Annotated in this window: 14 protein-coding genes; 8 read left to right on the top strand and 6 right to left on the bottom strand. The window is 49.5% G+C overall.

Going from position 1 to position 20,562, the window contains the following annotated elements; translation table 11 throughout:
• Positions 1-23: 23 nt before the first annotated feature.
• The 5 genes from AC5JMP_RS06835 to AC5JMP_RS06815 all read left to right on the top strand — a co-directional run bounded on the left by AC5JMP_RS06835 (position 24) and on the right by AC5JMP_RS06815 (position 6,461).
• Positions 24-785, top strand: coding sequence for a class I SAM-dependent methyltransferase (locus AC5JMP_RS06835; protein ID WP_495850682.1), 762 nt, complete (start codon positions 24-26; stop codon positions 783-785).
• Positions 782-1,510, top strand: coding sequence for an iron-containing redox enzyme family protein (locus AC5JMP_RS06830; RefSeq protein WP_495850681.1), 729 nt, complete (start codon positions 782-784; stop codon positions 1,508-1,510). The genes AC5JMP_RS06835 and AC5JMP_RS06830 overlap by 4 nt, the downstream gene beginning before the upstream one ends.
• Positions 1,511-1,563: 53 nt before the next feature.
• Positions 1,564-4,365: an EAL domain-containing protein gene (locus tag AC5JMP_RS06825; protein WP_495850680.1), complete on the top strand. Its 2,802-nt coding sequence runs from the start codon at positions 1,564-1,566 to the stop codon at positions 4,363-4,365.
• Between the two features lie 104 nt (positions 4,366-4,469).
• On the top strand, positions 4,470-5,021 hold the full coding sequence (locus AC5JMP_RS06820; protein ID WP_495850679.1) for a heme NO-binding domain-containing protein: 552 nt from the start codon (positions 4,470-4,472) through the stop codon (positions 5,019-5,021).
• A gap of 6 nt (positions 5,022-5,027) precedes the next feature.
• The gene (locus AC5JMP_RS06815) at positions 5,028-6,461 is read left to right on the top strand and encodes an ATP-binding protein (RefSeq protein WP_495850678.1); all 1,434 of its coding nucleotides are present in this window, start codon (positions 5,028-5,030) and stop codon (positions 6,459-6,461) included.
• Positions 6,462-6,521: 60 nt separating this feature from the next.
• On the opposite strand, the gene ptsG is transcribed toward AC5JMP_RS06815, so the two are convergent.
• The 3 genes from ptsG to AC5JMP_RS06800 form a co-directional block, all read right to left on the bottom strand.
• Positions 6,522-8,372 (bottom strand): glucose-specific PTS transporter subunit IIBC, encoded by a 1,851-nt coding sequence (gene ptsG / locus AC5JMP_RS06810; RefSeq protein WP_495850677.1) that lies wholly within the window; start codon positions 8,370-8,372, stop codon positions 6,522-6,524.
• Between the two features lie 45 nt (positions 8,373-8,417).
• Entirely contained in the window at positions 8,418-10,982 is a 2,565-nt protein-coding gene (gene ptsP / locus AC5JMP_RS06805) for a phosphoenolpyruvate--protein phosphotransferase (RefSeq protein ID WP_495850676.1), read from the bottom strand.
• Positions 10,983-11,262: 280 nt separating this feature from the next.
• Positions 11,263-12,051: an alpha/beta hydrolase gene (locus AC5JMP_RS06800; RefSeq protein ID WP_495850675.1), complete on the bottom strand. Its 789-nt coding sequence runs from the start codon at positions 12,049-12,051 to the stop codon at positions 11,263-11,265.
• A 293-nt stretch (positions 12,052-12,344) separates the two neighbouring features.
• Between AC5JMP_RS06800 and AC5JMP_RS06795 the strand changes: the two genes are divergently transcribed.
• The gene (locus AC5JMP_RS06795; RefSeq protein ID WP_495850674.1) at positions 12,345-13,334 is read left to right on the top strand and encodes an NAD-dependent epimerase; all 990 of its coding nucleotides are present in this window, start codon (positions 12,345-12,347) and stop codon (positions 13,332-13,334) included.
• Positions 13,335-13,649: 315 nt separating this feature from the next.
• Here AC5JMP_RS06795 and AC5JMP_RS06790 read toward each other — a convergent pair whose 3' ends face one another.
• The 3 genes from AC5JMP_RS06790 to AC5JMP_RS06780 form a co-directional block, all read right to left on the bottom strand.
• The gene (locus AC5JMP_RS06790) at positions 13,650-14,444 is read right to left on the bottom strand and encodes a PDDEXK family nuclease (RefSeq protein WP_495850673.1); all 795 of its coding nucleotides are present in this window, start codon (positions 14,442-14,444) and stop codon (positions 13,650-13,652) included.
• 49 nt (positions 14,445-14,493) lie between these two features.
• Positions 14,494-18,093 (bottom strand): methionine synthase, encoded by a 3,600-nt coding sequence (metH, locus tag AC5JMP_RS06785; RefSeq protein ID WP_495850672.1) that lies wholly within the window; start codon positions 18,091-18,093, stop codon positions 14,494-14,496.
• A 290-nt stretch (positions 18,094-18,383) separates the two neighbouring features.
• A complete protein-coding gene (locus AC5JMP_RS06780) occupies positions 18,384-18,509 on the bottom strand; it encodes a hypothetical protein (RefSeq protein WP_495850671.1) in 126 nt (41 codons plus the stop codon).
• Positions 18,510-18,614: 105 nt separating this feature from the next.
• On the opposite strand from AC5JMP_RS06780, the gene AC5JMP_RS06775 reads away from it, so the two are divergent.
• Complete coding sequence (locus tag AC5JMP_RS06775; protein ID WP_495850670.1) at positions 18,615-18,815, top strand: hypothetical protein; 201 nt, start codon at positions 18,615-18,617, stop codon at positions 18,813-18,815.
• A 146-nt stretch (positions 18,816-18,961) separates the two neighbouring features.
• Positions 18,962-20,416: a hypothetical protein gene (locus AC5JMP_RS06770; protein ID WP_495850669.1), complete on the top strand. Its 1,455-nt coding sequence runs from the start codon at positions 18,962-18,964 to the stop codon at positions 20,414-20,416.
• The last annotated feature ends 146 nt before the right edge of the window (positions 20,417-20,562 follow it).

Here is a 20,562-nt window from a genome sequence, read left to right as displayed (position 1 = left end):
ACTCCTCATGAATTCAGCAACACATGCAAACTCACACTCATTCAACTAGAGATTTGTACAACGATACGGCACCTAAGTGGGTACGGGGAGAACCCAGTTCCCTCTCAGACTTTACGGCGCGTCCGGCAATTTTGGCGTTGTGTGAGCCAGTTGCTGGGCTACAAGTCCTTGATTTGGGCTGTGGCGAGGGCTATTGCAGCCGAGAGCTGCGCCGTAGAGGAGCCGAGGCAATGGGCATTGATTTATCCCAGAGCATGATCGAGGCGGCACGATCGCAGGAATCTCAAGAGGGCTTGGGTATCCAGTATGAGGTCGGCTGTGCCACTGACCTGTCGCAGTTTGGCGATCATCAGCTCGATCTCGTAGTAGCCGTCTTTTTGTTCAATTACTTAACCACTGAGCAGACTCAGCAATGCATGGCGGAGGTCTCCCGAATTCTCCGACCGGGTGGACGATTTATTTTCAGCGTGCCGCATCCGGCATTTCCTTATATGCGGCAGCCAGAATATCCCTTCTATTTTCAAGTTGATGGAGCAGGTTATTTTAGCCAGCGCGATCGCCAGTTTCCCGGACGAATTTGGAAACGGGATGGCTCTTGGCTAGATGTACAGCTTGTCCATAAAACCCTAGAAGACTACTTCGACGCTCTGAAAGCCGCTGGGTTTAATACCATGCCAACCTTGCGGGAACTGCGGGTGCTGCAAGAGCATGTGGCGCTTGATCCCTCTTTTTTTACCCCCCTGATTGACTATCCACTTCATTTAGCTGTGCAGGTGTCCCGATGAATTCACTCTCTTCTTCCGTCATGCAAACATTCCACGAAGTGACCGCCGATCATCCTCTCTGGAGCCATGAGTTTTTGATCCGTTGTCAGACAAGTCAGCTCACTTTAGCAGAAGTGCAGATGCTTGCTGTTCAGATGTACAAGTTCTCTAAAGAATTTAACCGCATTTTGGCAGGTATTTTGTCTTGCTGTCCGGATGAATCGGCTCAACTGGTGATTCTGGAAAACTTATTTGATGAAATGGGTCAGGGAGACCCTAAGCTCGCCCATCCAGAGTTGTTCCGGCACTTCACACGCGAACTGGGTATTGATGATCAGACGCTGGCAGCCTTGCCAACTGAACCCGAAACCCGCCACTTAATCGACACCTATCTAAACCTGCCGCATCAATACGATTATCTGGCAGCTTTAGGAGCCGTCTGTTTTGCTTCAGAAGGGATCGTCAGCACACTTTACACTCAGATTCAAAATGGGATTGCTGAGGCAGCATTCTTATCCAAGGAAGCGCTCATCTTTTTTGATGTTCATATTGATGTAGATGATAGTCACGCCGCCAAGTTAGCGGCTTTAATCGAACCTCGTATTACCAGCACTGAAGTTGCGATGGATGTGAACCGCGCAATTTTAGATGCTATGAATGCAAGAGTGCGATTCTTCGACGGGATTTTACGCCAAACATCTACACTGATTTATCCAACAAAATCACTTCAGCTTCTTTCCGTATGACCAGAGACAAATCTCATTGCTGATCACGCTGTGAAGGGTTTGCAGGAAAAAGAATGTTAAGTGCAATCATACCGCCATCTAGTTCATCCCAACCTAAAAGCGTTCAATCGTTATCCTGCTTTAAGTTAATCCCCGATCTATTCACGGAGGTTTTTCCATTTCATCTTGTCTTCAATCGTAATCGCGAGATTATTCAGGTTGGAGACGTTTTACAGAAAATCTATCCTGAGTTATCTACAGGAAGCCAGCTTGAGCAGCATTTCCGTGTCGATCGCCCTAATATCGGCATAGAGTTTGATCAGATCCGCAAGCGGACGCGATCGCTGTTCCTGTTGGAATCGCTGCAAAATGGGATGAAGCTCAAGGGACAGATGGTGTATGTCGAACAGTCAGATATTCTCTTTTTCTTATGCTCTCCTTGGGTAACGGACATTGCTTCATTAAAATCCTACAGAATCACCCTTAGCGATTTTGCAATTCATGATCCAGTTGTTGATTTTCTCTTTTTACTTCAAGCTCAAAACACGGCTTTATCTGACGCTAAGAAACTGACGGATGAATTGACTCGGCAACGATCAGAACTCCGTCAGACCAATCAAAGGCTGTCTACCCTCTATGCTGTAACCCACATCCTGGCGGAATCGGCAACCTTTGGTGAGGCAACAATCAAAATTTTGGCGGCGATCGGTACTGCATTAGATTGGCAGGTGGGTGTGCTGTGGCTAGTTGATCCATCAGCCAATGTCTTGAAGTGTCAAGGAGTTTGGACTGCGGTTCCGGAACATTTCAAAGAATTTGAGCTGTTGACTCGGATGCTGACTCTGCCCATGGGAATAGGTCTAGCGGGCTGTGTTTGGCATGAGCGTGAACCGATTTGGATAGAAAATATCGTCACAGATTCCAATTCGCCCTGTAGACTCCATGCGATCGAGGCAAAGCTCCAGGGTGGGTTTGGGCTACCGATCCAAAATGGCACTGAAGTCATCGGGGTGCTTGAGTTTTTTAGCCATAAGTCCTGTCAGCCCGACGATAACTTGCTGGAAATGATGGTTGATATTGGCATCAAGGTAGGGCAGTTTAACCAGCGAAAGCAAATCGAAGCAGCACTGCTGAAGCAAACAGAAATTTCAGAAAGTCTGAAATCAATTTTGGACAGCATGGGTGATGCGGTCATCGTTGCGGATGAGAACAGGAATTTCCTGGTCTTTAATCCAGCAGCGGAACGGATGTTTGGCTCGACCGCCAAACATTTAGTTGAAAATCACTCAGTTGAAAATCACTCAGTTGCAACTAAATGCTCACAAACGCTAAATTTCTATCTCCCCGATCGCCAGACTCCGTTTAACGTTGAAGATTTACCCTTAGAGCGCTCTATTCGTGGCGAGAAGGTTAATGATGTCGAAATGTTTGTGTGCCATGCTCAAACACCCGACGGTGTTTGGGTTACAGCGACCGGAAGACCGCTCAAAGATAAAAACGAGGTGCTCAGAGGAGGCGTAATTGTTTGTCGTGATATTTCTGAGCGCAAACGGGTTGAAGAGCAGCTCATTCATGATGCCTTACATGACGGGCTAACGGGTTTAGCTAACCGGGCTTTATTTATGGAGCGACTGGGGCAGGCGATCGCCCTAACAAAACGGCAAGAAGGCTGTTTATTCGCCGTTCTTTTTCTGGATCTCGATCGCTTCAAAGTCATCAACGATAGTCTTGGTCATATTATCGGTGACCAACTCCTGATCGCCATCTCCCGCAGATTAGAGAACTGTCTGCGTCGTGGCGATCTGATCGCTCGCTTGGGGGGTGACGAGTTTGCCATTTTGCTTGAAGATATCCAAGATAGTTCCTACGTCATTCAAGTAGCTGAGCGATTGCAAGAAGAGCTAATGCTGCCGTTTCACCTAGGTAGGAATGAGATCTTCGCCAGTACCAGTATTGGCATTGCTCTCAATACAACAGGCTATGAACATCCTCAAGAATTACTGCGCGATGCGGATACTGCCATGTATCACGCTAAAAGCATGGGTAAAGCCCAGTATCAGATCTTTGATACCGCAATGCATGTGCGGGCAGTAGCACTGCTACAGTTAGAAACCGATCTGCGCCGAGCGATCGAGCGCCAGGAGTTTCAATTACACTACCAGCCAATTGTGGCGTTGGAAAGCCAAAAAATTATCGGTTTCGAGGCGCTAATTCGCTGGGTTCACCCAGAACGAGGTCTTATTTTTCCTGGAGAGTTTATTTCTGTAGCTGAAGAGACTGGATTGATTATTCCCTTGGGAGGGTGGGTGTTGCAGGAGGCTTGTCGCCAAATGCAACATTGGAAACAGGAATTTCCGGTTGCTCATAATTTAGCCATCAGTGTGAATATCTCTGGTAAGCAATTTTCTCAGACGAATTTCATTGTCCAAATTCAACAAATTCTGCAAGAAACTGGAATGGATGCTCACCGATTGAACTTGGAAATCACCGAAAGCATTCTGATGGAAAATGTAGAGTTTACAACAAGTACTTTATTGGAACTTCAAGCGCTGGGGATTCAGTTGTCAATGGATGATTTCGGTACTGGCTACTCATCCTTGAGTTATCTCAGCCGCTTTCCTGTGAATACATTGAAGATTGATCGCTCATTTATTCAGAGTGTGGATACAGATGCTGAAAAGCTAGAGATCATTCGTACCGTTGTGTTGCTTGCTCAAAGTTTAGGGATGGATGCCGTTGCTGAAGGAATTGAAACTGCCCCGCAACTAGCACGACTGAGAGAACTGCAATGCGAAAGCGGACAGGGGTATTTTTTCTCTGTTCCTCTGGATAGCAAGATGACTGAGAAACTGCTAACAGCGGAATTAATAGCTTGAATTGTTGCTATGGCGAGAAAACGGGGAATTTTAGATTAACTGTAAAAGCGGCTAAAAAAGCGACTAATTATAAAAGCCAACTGTTAGATCAGCCGGAGGATTATATGTACGGACTTGTGAACAAAGCAATCGAAGACATGGTATGCAGTCATTTTGGTGCAAATACCTGGAAGGAAATTAAGCAAAAAGCAAACTTAGAGATGGATACCTTTATCAGTATGGAAGGGTATCCCGATGATGTAACCCACAAGCTAGTCAAAGCTGCCAGCGAAGTTTTAGGCTTATCTGCTTCAGAAATCATGCAGGCTTTTGGCGAGTTTTGGGTGACGTACACGGCTCAGGAAGGCTACGGCGAAATGATGGAAATGAGTGGCGATAATCTGCCAGAGTTTTTAGAAAACCTGGACAATCTCCATGCTCGTGTTGGGGTTATTTTTCCTCAGCTTAACCCCCCCTCCTTTGACTGTACGCAGCAAACTGGAGAGGCTCTAAACCTTCACTATCACTCTAGCCGAGAAGGACTAGCCCCAATGGTGGTGGGGTTGGTTAAAGGGCTGGGCACTCGCTTTGATACAGAGGTTGAAGTGACTCAAACTCAAAGTCGAGAGGAAGGTGCTGAGCACGATGAATTTTCAATCAAGTATAAGCAAACCTGAATAATCATGGGTTCTCCTTCTCTCTGTCTGCCGCCGCAGCTATTTTCCAATGCCTTTCCGTTTCATTTGGTGCTCAACCGCGATCGCGAAGTTCTACAGGCTGGGGAAGTTCTGCGGCGCGTTGTTCCTACAGCGTTGGTGGGCAGCCAGATCGAGGAGCATTTTCAAATCAATCGTCCAACCATTGAATTTGAGTTTGATGCCATTAAGAAACAATCTCGCTCCCTCTTCATCCTGGAGTCTCTCCATAACGGGATGCAAATCAAGGGGCAGATGATGTGTGTAGAAGACCAGGATATAATTTTCTTCCTGGGATCGCCTTGGGTCACTGACACGGCTAGCCTGACTCCTTTGGGGATTAAGCTAAAGGATTTTGCAACCCACGATCCGGTTGTTGACTTTCTTTTTTTGCTGCAAGCCAAGAACGTAGCTCTAGCTGACACAAAAAAGTTAACAGAAGAGCTAACTCAGCAGCAGGCACAATTACGAAGCGCCTTGCAAATTAAAGAGAATTTAGCTGAAATTGCTGAAGCTCAGGCGACAAAGCTGAAGCAAGCGCTTGGGGAACTACAGCGAACCCAGACTCAATTGATCCAGACTGAGAAGATGTCGAGTCTTGGGCAGTTAGTGGCTGGAATTGCTCACGAGATTAACAATCCTGTGAACTTTATACATGGCAATTTAAAGCACGCCAACGAGTACACGCAGGATTTGCTGGAGCTTTTGCATCTCTACCGCCAGTTCTATCCCAATCCATGCCTAGAAATTGAGAAGCATAGTGAAACCATCGATCTAGCTTTTTTAACTGAAGATCTACCAAAAATCATTTCTTCAATGAAATTAGGGGCAGATCGGATTCGTCAGATTGTGCTCTCACTGCGCAATTTTTCTCGTCTGGATGAGTCCGAGATGAAAGCAGTTAATATTCACGAGGGGATTGACAGTACCCTGCTAATTTTGCAGAGTCGGCTGAAGGCAAAAGCTGAGCATCCTGCGATTGAGGTGATTAAACAGTATGGAGATTTGCCTTTAGTAGAGTGCTTTGCGGGGCAACTCAATCAGGTCTTTATGAATCTTCTGAGCAATGCGATCGATGCGCTGCATGACTACAACAGCCAGCGATCGGCTATGGAAACTCGCCGCCATCCCAGCAGAATTACGATTACAACAGAGGTTCAAGGAATAAACAGTGTCGCCATCCGAATTGCAGACAATGGACCTGGAATCACAGAAACCGTGAGGGCAAAATTATTTGATCCGTTCTTCACAACCAAGCCAGTCGGTAAAGGCACAGGACTAGGATTGTCTATTAGCTATCAAATTATTGCTGAAAAACATAAGGGAACTCTTCGGTGTGTATCGGAACCGGGGTTGGGCACAGAGTTTTGGATTGAAATTCCAAGAAACCAGCAGGGTACCCTGACGGAATTGGCATCGTGAGCCTCAGCAGTTCCAAAACTACAGCCCCTTGGATCATTGCCCAAAGGGCTGTAGTTTTGACTATTTCACCAGTTGTCTGTTCATTTCCTCTGCATATTGATCGGCATTTAAGCCCACCAGCAGGTGCAGCAAATGGTCGGGTAGATGCATCACGCCCTCTACGCCGCTAGCTCGGAGCGCTGCATCGTCCACCTGACTCTCATCAGCAACTTCTACGCGCAAACGAGTTAGGGCAGCGGGCTGGACATTCAGAATATTGGCAGAGCCTCCCAAGGCCGCGATCGCGTCTTGCATCCGTCGGGCTGCATCTGGATCGCGCTGGGAAGCGATCGGAGCAGTATCTAGATTAGCGGTATCCAGACTGCCGCCATTAGCAGCTGCCGAAGCCACTGCCGTCGCTACTGCCGGGGACACATAGCCTTCATCGGCCTCTGCTCCTGCCCCTTTCAGGTATTCGATCATGTCGGTTTTCAGGTTTTCCGATCGTGGGCCAAAGATAGCCTGCGCGTTATTGCCTACTTCAAGTACGCCCGATGCGCCTAGCGCCTTTAGCCTGGGCTTGTTAACCTTTTGCATATCGTTGACGGTGATCCGCAGACGGGTAATGCAGGCATCCAGCGTTGCGATGTTCTTGCGACCGCCAAAGGCTCTCACCAGCTCTCTCGCCATGTCCGATCCGGCGCTGTCGCCGCTAAAGACCGCCGCATCTTCAATTTCATCGTCTCGACCCGGCGTTTTCAGGTTGAAGTGCTTGATGGCAAATCGGAAGACGAAATAATAGAGCGCCGCAAACAGCGGGCCAAAGGCAATGATCAGCCAGGACTTGGTTCCTAGCGTGTTGAACAAGGCAAAGTCGATGAAGCCGTGAGAGAAGGTAAAGCCCATCTTGCCGCCCATAATCTGGAACAGCCAGTCGCAGAAACCCGCCATCAGCGCATGAACGGCATACAGACCCGGTGCCACAAACATGAAGGAGAACTCGATTGGCTCGGTAATGCCCGTCAAAAACGAGGTGAAGGCTGCCGACAGCATCAAGCCGCCCGTCACTTTACGGTTTTTGGGGTATGCCGAGTGCCACATGGCGATCGCCGCCGCAGGCAGCCCAAACATCTTGAACCAGTAAGCCCCGCCCAAAATTCCGGCAGTCTTGTCTCCAGCAAAGAAGCGCGTAATATCGCCACGAACAACTTTACCCGCCGCATCCGTAAAGGAGCCGATTTCGAAGAAGAAGGGCACGTTCCAGATATGGTGCAGTCCGAAGGGGAGGAGCGATCGCTCCACTACGCCATAAAGCGCAGCAGTAAAGGCAACGTTGCCACCTGCCGCCGCCGTATTTGCCGCAGTTTTGATGGCGGCTCCGATGGGAGGCCAGATGACACTCATGAGAATGGCAAAGGCGATCGCTGCCAAAGAAGTAATAATCGGCACAAACCGCTTGCCCGCAAAGAAGCCCAGATATTGCGGCAGTTGAATCCTAAAATACCTGTTGAACAAATACGCCGCAATGCAGCCCATGATCAGACCGCCAAACACGCCCGTATTCAGCGAGGGAATGCCCATAACGGTATCGAGAGTCTTGGGATCGACCCCCCAAAGCGTCACCGAAGCTGCACCCAAAGCCGCCACGAACACCGCAAAGCCTACAGTTGCCGCTAGCGCCGAAACGCCATCATTACCCGTGAAACCGATCGCCACAGATACCGCAAAAATCAGCGGCAGGTTGGCGAAAATGGCATCTCCCGAAACCTTCATGATCTGCGCCAAAAATTCTGGCATCCAGAAGAAAGTTTCGGGCTTACTAAACTTGGCGCTGCCTAAACCTAAGAGAAGCCCAGCGATCGGCAAAACCGAAACTGGCAGCATCAGGGACTTTCCCATCTGCTGCAATAACGAAAACGCTTTTTTCCACATCGCTTTTACCTAATGTACGAATAGCCAATAGACGGAGGATTAAAATTAGTCTTCTTGAGGCGAATACAGCGCTCTGACTTCTGCTGCCGTGTCACAGGCGATCGCCTTCTGAGCAAGCTCCTGGCACTGCTGCAAGTTCAGCTGGCGCACTTGGGCTTTGACGCTAGGAATTGTAGGAACGCTGACGCTGAGTTCCTTTACGCCTAAACCAATCAGAATTGGGATAGCCTGTGGATCGCTGGCAATGCCGCCGCAAACGCCTGTCCATTTGCCCTGCTGGTTGGATGCCGCTGCCGCCATGCCGATCAGCTTCAAGACTGCCGGATTTAAGCCATCGCAGAAGGGAGCGAGCTTAGGATGTCCGCGATCCATGGCTAGGGTGTATTGGGTCAGATCATTGGTGCCGACTGAGAAGAAATCTACTTCTTTAGCAAACTGGTCAGCAATGACAGCTGTGGCTGGAATTTCTACCATGATGCCGACTGAGATGGGGGAAACACCTAGCTTCTGGCGTTCTTCCTCCATCATGGATTTTGCCAGCCGGATTTCATCTAGCGTGGCAATCATGGGGAACATGACTTTGACGTTGCCGAACTGAGAAGCTTTCAGGATGGCACGAATCTGAGTCCGGAAAATTTCGGGACGATCGAGACCAATGCGAATTCCCCGTTCGCCCAAGAAAGGATTTTCTTCGTGGGGCATAGGCAGGTACGCGAGGGGTTTGTCGCCGCCAATGTCGAGGGTGCGGATGATCAACGGACGATCGCCTAACACTTTCGCCACGCCAGAGTAAATCTCGGTTTGCTCGTCCTCAGTCGGGGCAGTTGCCCGATCGAGGAAGATGAATTCCGATCGCAGTAGCCCTACGCCCTCAGTGCCGAGGGTCATGGCTTTTTCGGCATCGGCTTTGTTTCCAATGTTGGCAACAATTTCCATCCGGTGCCCGTCTGTAGTGATGGCGGGTTGCTCGGCTGCCGCTAGCTCAGTCTGCCGTCTTGCCTTTAGTCGGACTTGTCGTTGCCGTACCTGCTCCATTTCGGCAGGGTCAGGATTGAGCCGCAGGGTGCCCTTGCCGCCGTCAAGAATCACGGGAGTACCGTTTGCCAGATCAAGAATGCGCTGTTCGGCACCCGCGATCGCCGGGATATCCATTGCCCGCGCCAAGATTGACACATGGGAGGTGGCTCCACCGCCGACGGTGCAGAAACCCAAGACCTTGCCGCGATCCATTGTGGCAGTATCGGAGGGGGTGAGGTCTTCTGCCACCAGAATTGAGTTGGCTGGATAGTCAGTTGAGGCAATAGCCGCGCCTGTCAGTATCCGTAAAACGCGATCGCCTACATCCCGCAGGTCATTAGCCCGTGCGGCGAGAAGCTGATTTTTAAGCTGAGAGAGGGTCGTTGCCTGAGATGTGTAGGATTGCTTCCAGGCAAAGGCGGCACTTTTGCCTTGATCGATCGCGCTAGTGGCACCATCAACCAGCTCAGGGTCTTCAAGTAGCTCCTGATGGGCGGCAAAAATGGCGGCTTTGCCCGCATCTGCCTGACCGTGAACCTTAGAGCGTAATGCCTCAACTTCTAGCTTTGCCTGAGTTACCGCTTTTTCTAGCTTGCGGCGCTCTTCGTTAGGGCTTTGCGCCGTTTCGGCAACCGCGATTTCTTCGTGGGTAATCCGGAAAATATTGCCGACCGCTACACCCGGAGAAGCCGAGACGCCCAAAATTAGATTAGGATTATCCGATCGCATCCGGGGTGCGGCATCCAGCATTGCCCCACTTGCCGAAGCCGCGATTGGCTTCAAACCTTCTTCTCCCAGACCCGACTGTAAAGCCTGACTCAGCTCGGCGATCGCGGCTTCGGCATCTTCCCCTTTGGCGGTAAGGTGAACGCGATCGCCATTGCCGACTTCCAGACCCATAATCGCCACGACGCTGCGGGCGTTGACCGATTTATCGCCAGAGTTGAGGCGAATCTCGGACTTATATTTTTTGGCTAAATTCACCAAAACCGCAGCAGGTCGGGCATGTAGTCCTGTGGGGTTGGAAATGGCGATCGCTTCAGAAGTCACAAGCTTGCCACTCTGAGCGGTCGTCGCCTGCGTATTTCCTGCCAGCACCAGCGTCAAAGACAAATCTTGTCCGGCAATCACGTCTCCCGACTGGGGCAAAAACTGAGCTATTTTTTCGCCATTGGTGATCACAATTTGTGTGAGCAAGCTCCGGGCGTGAGTTGCTACATAGTCGGCATTAAAGTCAATAAGCGCATCGCCTGACCGGACGCGATCGCCCACTTTTACGTGAGGCACAAATCCTTCGCCTCGGAGCGTTACCGTATCCAACCCAATGTGCATCAGCACTTCTATCCCTTCAGGGGATTTGATCGTGACCGCGTGGTGGGAGGGATGAAGTTGAATGATCTCCCCGTCGCAGGGCGCAACTAACGTTTGGCTGATGGGATCGATCGATATGCCATCGCCCACCATCTTTTCTGCAAAGACCGGATCGGGCACATTTTCGATTTTCACCAAACGACCCGATAAGGGCGCAATCAATTGAACATCTGCACCCGTCTTCGCCATTGCTGCGGAAGTAGGTGTTGCAGTATATGACATTGTTATCTCCTGTTGATCAAATCCTGTTTTAATACCGTGCTGAGGTTACTGGAGAAGCTCTACTGACAGTATTGTCAAGCTTTCTATTGATTTCATGACAGAAAACCGCTGAGCTATAGATTCTGAGTGTTGAGATTAATCAATGTACCAAAAACACGACTTCATTTTTATATTTTCCGTAGGATTGTCAAACAAGGTCACAATAATGGCGAAAATCTATCCCCTCAGACGTATATTCTCTTAACACTACTTAGATGTTCTTAATGTTCCTTATTGTCTTCTAGATAACTTTCAAAATCCCTTCCAAGAGGCTCGATATTTGAGTCGCGCGATTGATCACCATAAAATGTCCCCCTTGCTCAACTTTTGCATGGGGTGTCACAAAGTGAATGGGAAAAATGCGATCGCTCGTTCCATGTAGATGGTGCAGACAGTCAGGAACGGTCTGATTTTTCCAGGTCACGACTTTGTGGAGCGCCCATTTGAGGAAATCCGCGTCAGTATCGACCAGAATTGCCCTTAAGAGCTGACATTCATCTGGCGTTTCCAGGCTGAAGATCCAGTAAGCAAGTCTGTAGGTTGTCCACAGCAAAGTCTTGAAGGGAAACACGCGATGAATGGGCAGCCAGCGAAACAGTTTAAAGTAAAGCGGAATTTCTGCATCGGTTTTGGCGCTGGAGATGAGTATTACTTTCTCAACTTCAATGTGCTTGGCAATCTCAATCGAAATGATGCCACCAAACGACAGTCCAATAATAATTGGGCGATCGGACTTAATTTGAGCAGTGAGGCGTTTGGCATAGTCAGCGATCGATTCATCGGGTTCGGGTTTGAGCCAGCGAATATGAATTGGCTGGTAACCTTCCAATTTCAGCAGATAGAAGACTCGTTCATCTGCGCCCAAGCCGCTGACAAAGTAGATATCTTTCAGCGCTTTCTCGATCTGTTCGATCGTTTGACCTGTCTCGGTTGGGGTCTTAGCCTCTATTTCAGCTACTAATTCAGCGATCGATGCTGATGCCAGCTCTGCCGTCAATTCTGAAGGGCGATCCGATTGAGAATGCACCATATCTGTGACCTAAGAATCAGCCTATATCTTTAATTGTCAAGCCTTATCCCAAAAATGCAAGTTGCTACGCTACAGGACAACCGTTCTCATTTGTAGATTTCACATCGGGGAGTGCGAAAAAAGCCCGTCTGCGGCGGGCTTTTTTCGCACTCTGTTTCACGCTGATGATTTGGCGTCATCTTGGGAACTCTGTATTTTAGATCTCTTTAGGCTGCGGATTCAGCTAAACTATCTAGTCCAAGGCGATCGCCTAAACGCCGTAGAGAGCATTAACTCGATAGAGAGCATTGATTATGCATGTATTGGTGACTGGAGTTGCAGGATTCATTGGCTATCATCTGGCGCAGCGCCTTTTGAAAGAAGGATTCCAGGTGTATGGCATCGATAATCTCAACGAATATTACGATGTCAATCTCAAGAAAGCTCGGCTGGCACAATTGACTCCGCACACTGGTTTCACCTTCGAGTATTTGGATCTGAGCGATCGCCAAGCCATGACGACACTCTTTGAAACCCAGCAGTTTGACTGCGTGGTGAATTTGGCGGCTCAAGCAGGCGTACGCTACTCGCTAGAAAATCCGCTGGCCTATGCAGACAGCAACGTCACAGGATTTGTCAATCTGCTGGAGGGCTGCCGCCACAGCGCCGTCAAGCATCTGGTGTTCGCCTCCTCTAGCTCGGTCTATGGAGTCAACCCCAAAACGCCTTTTTCCACCAGCGACAATGTTGACCACCCGATCTCGCTCTATGCCGCCACCAAAAAAGCCAACGAGCTGATGGCGCATACTTATAGCCATTTGTTTCAGTTGCCTACGACCGGACTACGCTTCTTCACGGTGTACGGCGAGTGGGGTAGACCTGACATGGCTTATTTCAAGTTTGTCAAGGCGATCGAGTCAGGTCAGGCGATCGATGTTTATAACTATGGCGATATGCAGCGCGATTTTACCTACATTGACGATGTGATTGAAGGCGTAGTGCGCGTGATGCATAGGATTCCTGTTGCCGGAGAAGATGCCCTGACTCAGGCTCCCTACAAACTCTACAACATCGGCAACAACCAACCCGTGACGCTAAAGCGATTTATTGAAGTGGTGGAACAGGCGCTCGGCAAAGAAGCCCAAAAGAACTTTCTACCCATGCAGCCGGGAGATGTGCCAACAACCTATGCAGATGTAGATGATCTGATGCGAGACGTAGGGTTCAAGCCCAGTACGACGATCGAGGAAGGAATCGATCGCTTTGTGCGCTGGTATCGAGACTATTACCCCTCAAAAAGCTAGACCTCCTGCAAGTTGGGTGTGGTGGGGGCATAGCCCGCACCACACCCAATCTAAAAATTCTAATTTGCAGGAGATCTACTAGACTGACGGCAGCAGCGATCGCGCTTGCTCTGCCGATAAACCCAGCATTTTGATCACTTGCTCCCTCGCCATTCCTGATTCCAGAAGGTTTTGAGCCGCCTGTAACAGTTGGGTCTGAGCCTGTTCTGTTACTTGCTGAGCCTGTTCTGCTGCTTGCTGAGCCTGTTCTGCTGCCTGCTGAGCCTGTTCTGTATCGGTGAAGAACCAGTTGCCCGCGCGATCGCACCAGCGCAGCTATGCTGCCGTCACGCCCTCAAATTCGCCTTGCCAGATGCCCAGACCAATCTCTAGCTCCGTCAGCCAAATCAGCGGATTTTCTGAATTGAGAGATTGCTCCTGATAATGTCCGCCATCTAGCTTGAAGCAGCGTAGCTTTTGGGTGTAGCGGCTGTAGACCAGGTAGTAAGGCACCCGCAAATACTCTTCATAGACCCGTAGCTTTCCGGGCGGTTTTTCTCTAACTTTCTTCTCGCCTGTCCCCAAAGGAGGTTCAGACACAGCAGCTTCAGAAGCCGAGGGAGTGGCCTCGCGGTCTGATGCCTGAGCATCTAGAACTAAAGAAGCTTTGCTATAAAAACGCCCTAAATCCTCTGCCTCTGTGCCGGGTGACAAAAATTCGACCACGACGTAGGGCGGCTTGCCTTCCTGCCACAGAACATAGCTGTTCCGCAGGTCATGACCATCGTACAGGCGCGGCACCCCCACCGCCAGGAACCAATCTGGACGCTTATGCCACAGCGGATGATGGACATCGTAGTAGAGATTTAGGTCAGATGCCGTGAAGTAATCCGTGCGGCTGTAGCCTGTCAACGCTAGAGTTCGGCTCAGCAACTGGGGCTGAAAGTCATGAAATACGTCTTTCGACGGGCTAGCGCCAACGTCAGGCAAACCAGGTTCCTCCGGGTCTTCGCTGGGCAAATCATACATGGTCGGCAAAGTTTCCCTGGGCGATCGCGGTGGATCTTCCTGGGCGATCGGCTTGGCCCGATCTTCCGTAATCCAATGAATTAAATTGCGGCTAGACACCATGAGTCCCTCCTGATTTGCCAGACTTCAGTAGATTCTATGTGCCAAAACTCTAGGCACTAAAGTATTTAGCGGCTGGATGATAGGCAACGATCGCTGTAGTAGACTGCTCCGGGTAGATTTGCTCGCTTTCGTCCATGAACAGGCCAATCTGCTGAGCCTTGAGCAGGTCGAGCTGTTTGTACTGGTCTAGCATATTTGGGCAAGCCGGATAGCCGAAGCTGTAGCGGGAGCCTTGATAGCGCTGTGCCAGCATGTCCCGAATGTTGTTGGGTTCCTGGTCGCCAAAGCCTAGCTCTCGACGAATCCGGGCGTGCGTCCATTCCGCCAGAGCCTCCGCCATTTGCACCGCCAAGCCGTGGAAATAGAGGTAGTCGGTGTACTGGTTGGATTCAAACAGCGTCTTGGCAAACTGGGTCGCCACTTCGCCCATGGTTACTGCCTGCATGGGAAAGACATCGATCGCCCCTCCCGACTCGAAAGCCTCTTTTGGCTGGAAGAAATCGGCAATACAGAGCCGCCGGAGCGATCGCTGCCGAGGAAAGTTGAACGTGACGACAGGTTCTGAGAGCGGGCGAGTCGGCGCATCATAGATATGCAGCGAGTTTCCTTCCGAGAGGCAGGGGAAATAGCCGTAGACCGCCTGGGGATGGAGCAGATTTTCGCTGATGATGCGCTGCTTCCACTCTTCCAGCACCGGATAGACTTTTGCCTGCAGGAAAGCATCGTAGTCTTCACGAGACTGCTCCTTGGGCTTGCGGAACTGCCACTGTCCGGCAATCAGCGCCTGCAAATCCAGATGCCAGAACAGCTCTTCGATCGGGATGTCCTGCGGCTGCAAAACCTGTGTGCCCCAGAAAGGCGGCACTGGTCGAACAATATCTAGGCTGACTGCATCCGATCGCCGCGTGTCTTCCGGCAATGGCTCCGCGATCGGCTTAGGGGCAGCCTCTACCGTTTCCTCGATGGCGATCGCTGCTGCATCCTCTGGTTCATCCAAGAAGCCCTTCTGGTCATCCCAGTTTTCTGACTGCTTCGCGGGCATCAGCTTGTCCATGAAGTGCAGATCTGAGAAGGCATCTTTGCCGTAAATCACTCGACCCTTGTAAGTATTCTGGCAGTCCTCATAGACAAATTTGGGCGTAAGAGCCGCTCCCCCCAGAATCACGGGTACGGTGATGCCGCGCTGGTTAAACACCTCCAGGTTTTCCTTCATGAAGGCGGTTGATTTCACCAGCAGCCCGCTCATGGCAATGCAGTCCACTTTGTGCTGCTCATAGGCTTGGATGATGTTATCCACAGGCTGCTTGATGCCCAGGTTCACCACTTTGTAACCGTTGTTGGTGAGGATGATATCCACCAGGTTTTTGCCGATGTCGTGCACGTCGCCCTTGACCGTGGCGATCAGGAAAACGCCCTTGGATTGGTTAGAATCCTCTTTTTCCATGAACGGCTCCAGGAAGGCGACCGCCGATTTCATGGTTTCGGCAGACTGCAAGACGAAGGGCAACTGCATCTGTCCGGAGCCGAAGAGTTCGCCCACCACCTTCATGCCGTCGAGCAAGAACGTGTTGATGATGGTCAGCGGCGGATACTGTTCTAACGCCAGCTTCAGGGCATCCTCTAGCCCAATCCGCTCACCGTCGATGATGTGGCGCTTTAGCCGCTCCTCGATCGCCAAATCGGTAATCGATCCACTCGATCGCGCCTCTTTTGCCGAAACGCCTTCAAACAGCTTGGTTAGCTCCATCAGCGGATCGTAGCTGCAAATATCGCCGTCGAACTGGCGCTCGTCGTAGATCAACTGCCGACAGACTTCCTGATGTTTCGGGTCAATCTTCGCCAAAGGCAGAATTTTTGCCGCACTGACGATCGCCGCATCCATGCCCGCCTGAGTTGCCTCATGCAAAAACATCGAGTTCAGCGCCATGCGGGTTGCCGGACTCAGCCCGAAGGAGATATTGGAAACCCCTAGGACGATATGTACTCCCGGCAAATGTTCACGGATCATCCGAATCGAGTCGATCGTGGCTTTGCCGTTGGCTCGGTCTTCCTCAATACCCGTCGAGATCGGCAGCGCCAGCGTGTCATAGAAGATTTCGTGAGCCGGAATGCCATATTCCAGCGCGTCCCGATAGGCACGTTGGGCAATTTGGAATTTCTTCTCGGCAGTCCGCGCCATGCCGTCTTCGTCGATCGTCCCTACAACAATCCCCGCGCCGTACTGCTTGGCAATCTCTAAGATCTTGAAGAAGCGCTCATCCCCATCTTCATAGTTGGTGGAGTTGAGTAAGCACTTGCCCCCGGCAACCTTCAGCCCTGCTTCCATCTTCTGCCACTCGGTTGAGTCCAGCATCAGCGGCAGGGTGACGTTGGTCACGAGGCGAGACACGAGTTCGCGCATATCCTTTACGCCGTCTCGTCCTACGTAGTCCACGTTGACATCCAGAATATGCGCCCCTTCCCGAACTTGCGATCGCGCCAGAGCCACCAGCCCATCCCAATCTTCGGCATTCAGCAAGTCTCGGCATTTCTTCGAGCCGCTGGCGTTGAGCCGTTCGCCAATAATTAGGAACGAATTGTCCTGATCGTAGGGCTGCGCGGAGTAGAGGGAGGCAGCCGCCGGGGGGTAATGCAGCGCCGGACGCGGATCGAGGGAGTCTGCACTGCCGTTTAGCTCCCAGCGAGGAATCCGTACCGGGCGCTCTTTCGGCTGAAGGGTGGGCGCGAGTTCGGCAAGCTGCTGAATGTGATCGGGTCGGGTGCCGCAGCAGCCGCCAATTACCTGCACGCCCAAATCTTCAACGAAGCGCAGCAGCGCCATCCGTAGCTCCATTGGAGTCAGCTTGTAGTGGGCATGACCGCCGACGTTCTCAGGCAGTCCGGCGTTGGGAATGCAGGAAACCACGAAGGGCGAGTGCTGCGACAAATATTGAATATGCTCCGCCATGCGATCGGGTCCGGTGGCGCAATTTAGCCCCAGAATATCGATCGGGTAAGGCTCCAAAATGCTAAGCACGGCGCTGACATCGGAGCCGACCAGCATCGTGCCCTGAATCTCCATCGTCACGGAAACCATTAAGGGCAGGCGATCGCCCCGTTGGGTAAACACCTCTTCGATCGCGTTTAATGCCGCCTTAATTTGTAAGACATCCTGACAGGTTTCGACTAATAAAAGGTCTACGCCGCCGTCATACAGCCCCAAAACCTGCTCCACAAAAGTGGCTTTCATCGTGTCGTAGTCGATATGCCCCAAGGTCGGCAGCTTGGTTGTCGGCCCTATGGAACCCGCTACGAATCGCGGCTTTTCGGGTGTAGTAAATTTTGCCGTACAGCGCTTTGCCAGCTCAGCCGCCAGCTTGTTTAGCTCATAGGCGCGATCGCCCAAATCATACTCAGCGAGGACGATCGACGCTGCGCCAAAGGTATCCGTTTCAATTACGTCTGCCCCTGCCGCCAAAAAGTCGCAGTGGACTTTCTCAACGGCTTCCGGCTTGGTGACGACTAAGTATTCATTGCACCCTTCATATTCAGCTCCGCCAAAATCTTCGGCAGTCAGGTCTTGTACCTGAAGGTTGGTGCCCATTGCGCCATCAAAGACAAGCACAGGGCGATCGGGACTATGGAGGCGATCGAGGAAGGTGTGGGTCATAGCTAGGGCGCTGTAACGGCTTGCAGAATGCGGCTTATATAGAAATCACTCTAGCTTATCCCAGAAGCCTGTTGAAGCTTTCGGGCTGACTCTTGGCAGAGGTTTCATAAAGTGTCTCAGGGTTTGATTGGGAAGTAGCGGATCTGCGGCATTCGCCCCCTAATCCCCCAATTCTGGGGGACTTTCGACCCGGTTCCGTTCACAGTCCCCCAGAACTGGGGGATGTAGGGGGCGGTTCGGGTATTTGTTTGCACATACACCTTGACGCACCCCTTCAGCCGCGAAACCGCTCAGAGCCGCTGTTCTGCTTTGGACAAAATCACGAGGGCTTTGTCGATATCCCGAACCTTGATTCCCCGCAGAGCCGTGAGGATCGCCTTGAGCAGGGCGATCTCGTCATCAGAAAGCATAACCATGGGCATCTCCTTTTTGGTACATTAGTTTTACCGTCATATGTCGTATTGACGGTAATAGCGTTTACTATACGGCATAATGTCGGGGTTCTGTCTAGACCTTCATTAATGTCCCCCACAGCAAAAGACAAGCAAGAGGTAAGAGCGATCGTAGACAAAGAGGTCTATCGACTCTTGAAAGCACTTGCAGGGGTAAAACAGAGCAGCTTGAATAAAGTATTGAATGAGGCGATCGATCAATTCTTGGAATCAGATAGTAGTAGAGAATTGATAGAGCGTCATAACCTAGAGGACGATCCTAGCGGTTAAAGCATTCGCCAATTCAAATCTGAAGTGCATCACCTGCTACAGACAACTTCATAAATTCACTAAAAAACTTTCTAAGTTCAGTGCAAAAGCTTAATCATCTTGCTTAGAAAGCTCACCATGAAATTCATAAGCTAGGCAAAAACAGTATGCTGAGTTTTCAACCACCTAAATTGCAAGATCAACTCATTAAAGCAGTTATATGCTGGACTACCAAGTTCGAGTTAGACCCACCAGAAACACCTAATTTTCTATATGACATGGCTGAATCAGATGCATTTGATGCTTCTACATACGAGGATCAAATTGTAGAACCTAATTCCACTTTAAAAGTAGGACTTTTTAGATGGGATGAAATAGCTGTTATTACTTGCGAAGAATTCATCAATTTGGTGGAAGAGCTACAGGTTGCTAAGCTTAACGAGAATAAAACTTGCCTATCAAACAAACGCCTATTAGTTCGAGTGGAACCTTCTAACGAAGCTGCCTCACAATTTTTGCATCATGCAATTCCATCAGCAGAGAATGAAAAAGAAGAAGAAACACGAAAAAATATAGTAGAGGCGAGAGAGAAAATCTTACACCTTAGCCAAAAAACTGATAATTTAGAGCTTAGTGATTCATTAAGAGGAAAATTAATTCAAGAATGGAATTTGGAAAGAGAGAAGGAAGCAGAACTATTTGACAGCCTTGAAAAAAGCACTCAAAGATTCTGTCTTCAAAGTATTATCCTGGAAGGTGCCGAAGTTCATTGCTCCTTAACCAAAGGATTCACTATTTTTGGCATCTTAATTTCTTCAATTGGAGAATATGATAAATATTTTCCTCCAATTCTCGATGCAGATCTATTCATTGAGATTAGATTCAATCAGAGAGTTTCTGAATTAAAGATTTGGGAGATTTTTGAGTCTTATTTATTTGAGCTGAATAGCTCTCTTAACATTAGCGTATCGGTTTCACCTCGTCCTTATCTTGAAACATCTTGGCTAGATGAACGCTGCGATAACTATATTCCAGATCCTCGTTTTCGACCTCTTCTTCTAGGAAAAGGTTTATCTGAGTTATTAAAGCTTTATAACCGAGCCACTGCTTCTAATGATCCAGATGTTCAAATTTTATACTTTACTAAAGTTGTAGAGTATGTATCTCAAACAGTTGTTCGCATCCAATCTCATGAGGCTATCAGAGCAAAGCTTCTTAGTCCAAGAGCACTACAACCAGATGCTGAATACATTTCAGAACTTGAAAATCTTGTTGAAACTCAGCGAAATTTCAAGAAAGATCGAGAAGCAATTCGACAAACGATTTTGATATGTTGTGAGGTAAGCGAACTAGCTAAACTTGCACCTTCTTTTCTTCTTAAAGACTTTAAGCATATTTCTAGCGAGAGTAATCAGCAAGATAAAGCTAAAGCTTTAGAAGCTCTTGCTAAAAGCTTGTATTCAACACGTAATGAGATTGCTCATGCAAAAGCGAACTATGCGCCTACTGGAGAAGAGTGTCCACAGGATCAGCTAGTCAGTTTCTCTCAATGCATACAGGTTGCTTCTCAACAGGTGATTCGCTGGTACTACTTCACTCCTGAGTCAATTCGGCTAACCTAAGGGGTCATAAATATTGCTAATCTCTTTTAACTTTATAGATAAATTGAGATATTCTGCATCATTACATAAGAATACTAATTTGGGTGAATAGATAGAAACATTCCACATATTTTCAGCTTTCCTATGACCAAAATATAGTTTATAGA

This window comes from Drouetiella sp., from assembly GCF_059504425.1.
The sequence above is the reverse complement of the archived record's forward strand: the minus strand, read 5'-3'. Positions and strand labels throughout refer to the sequence as shown.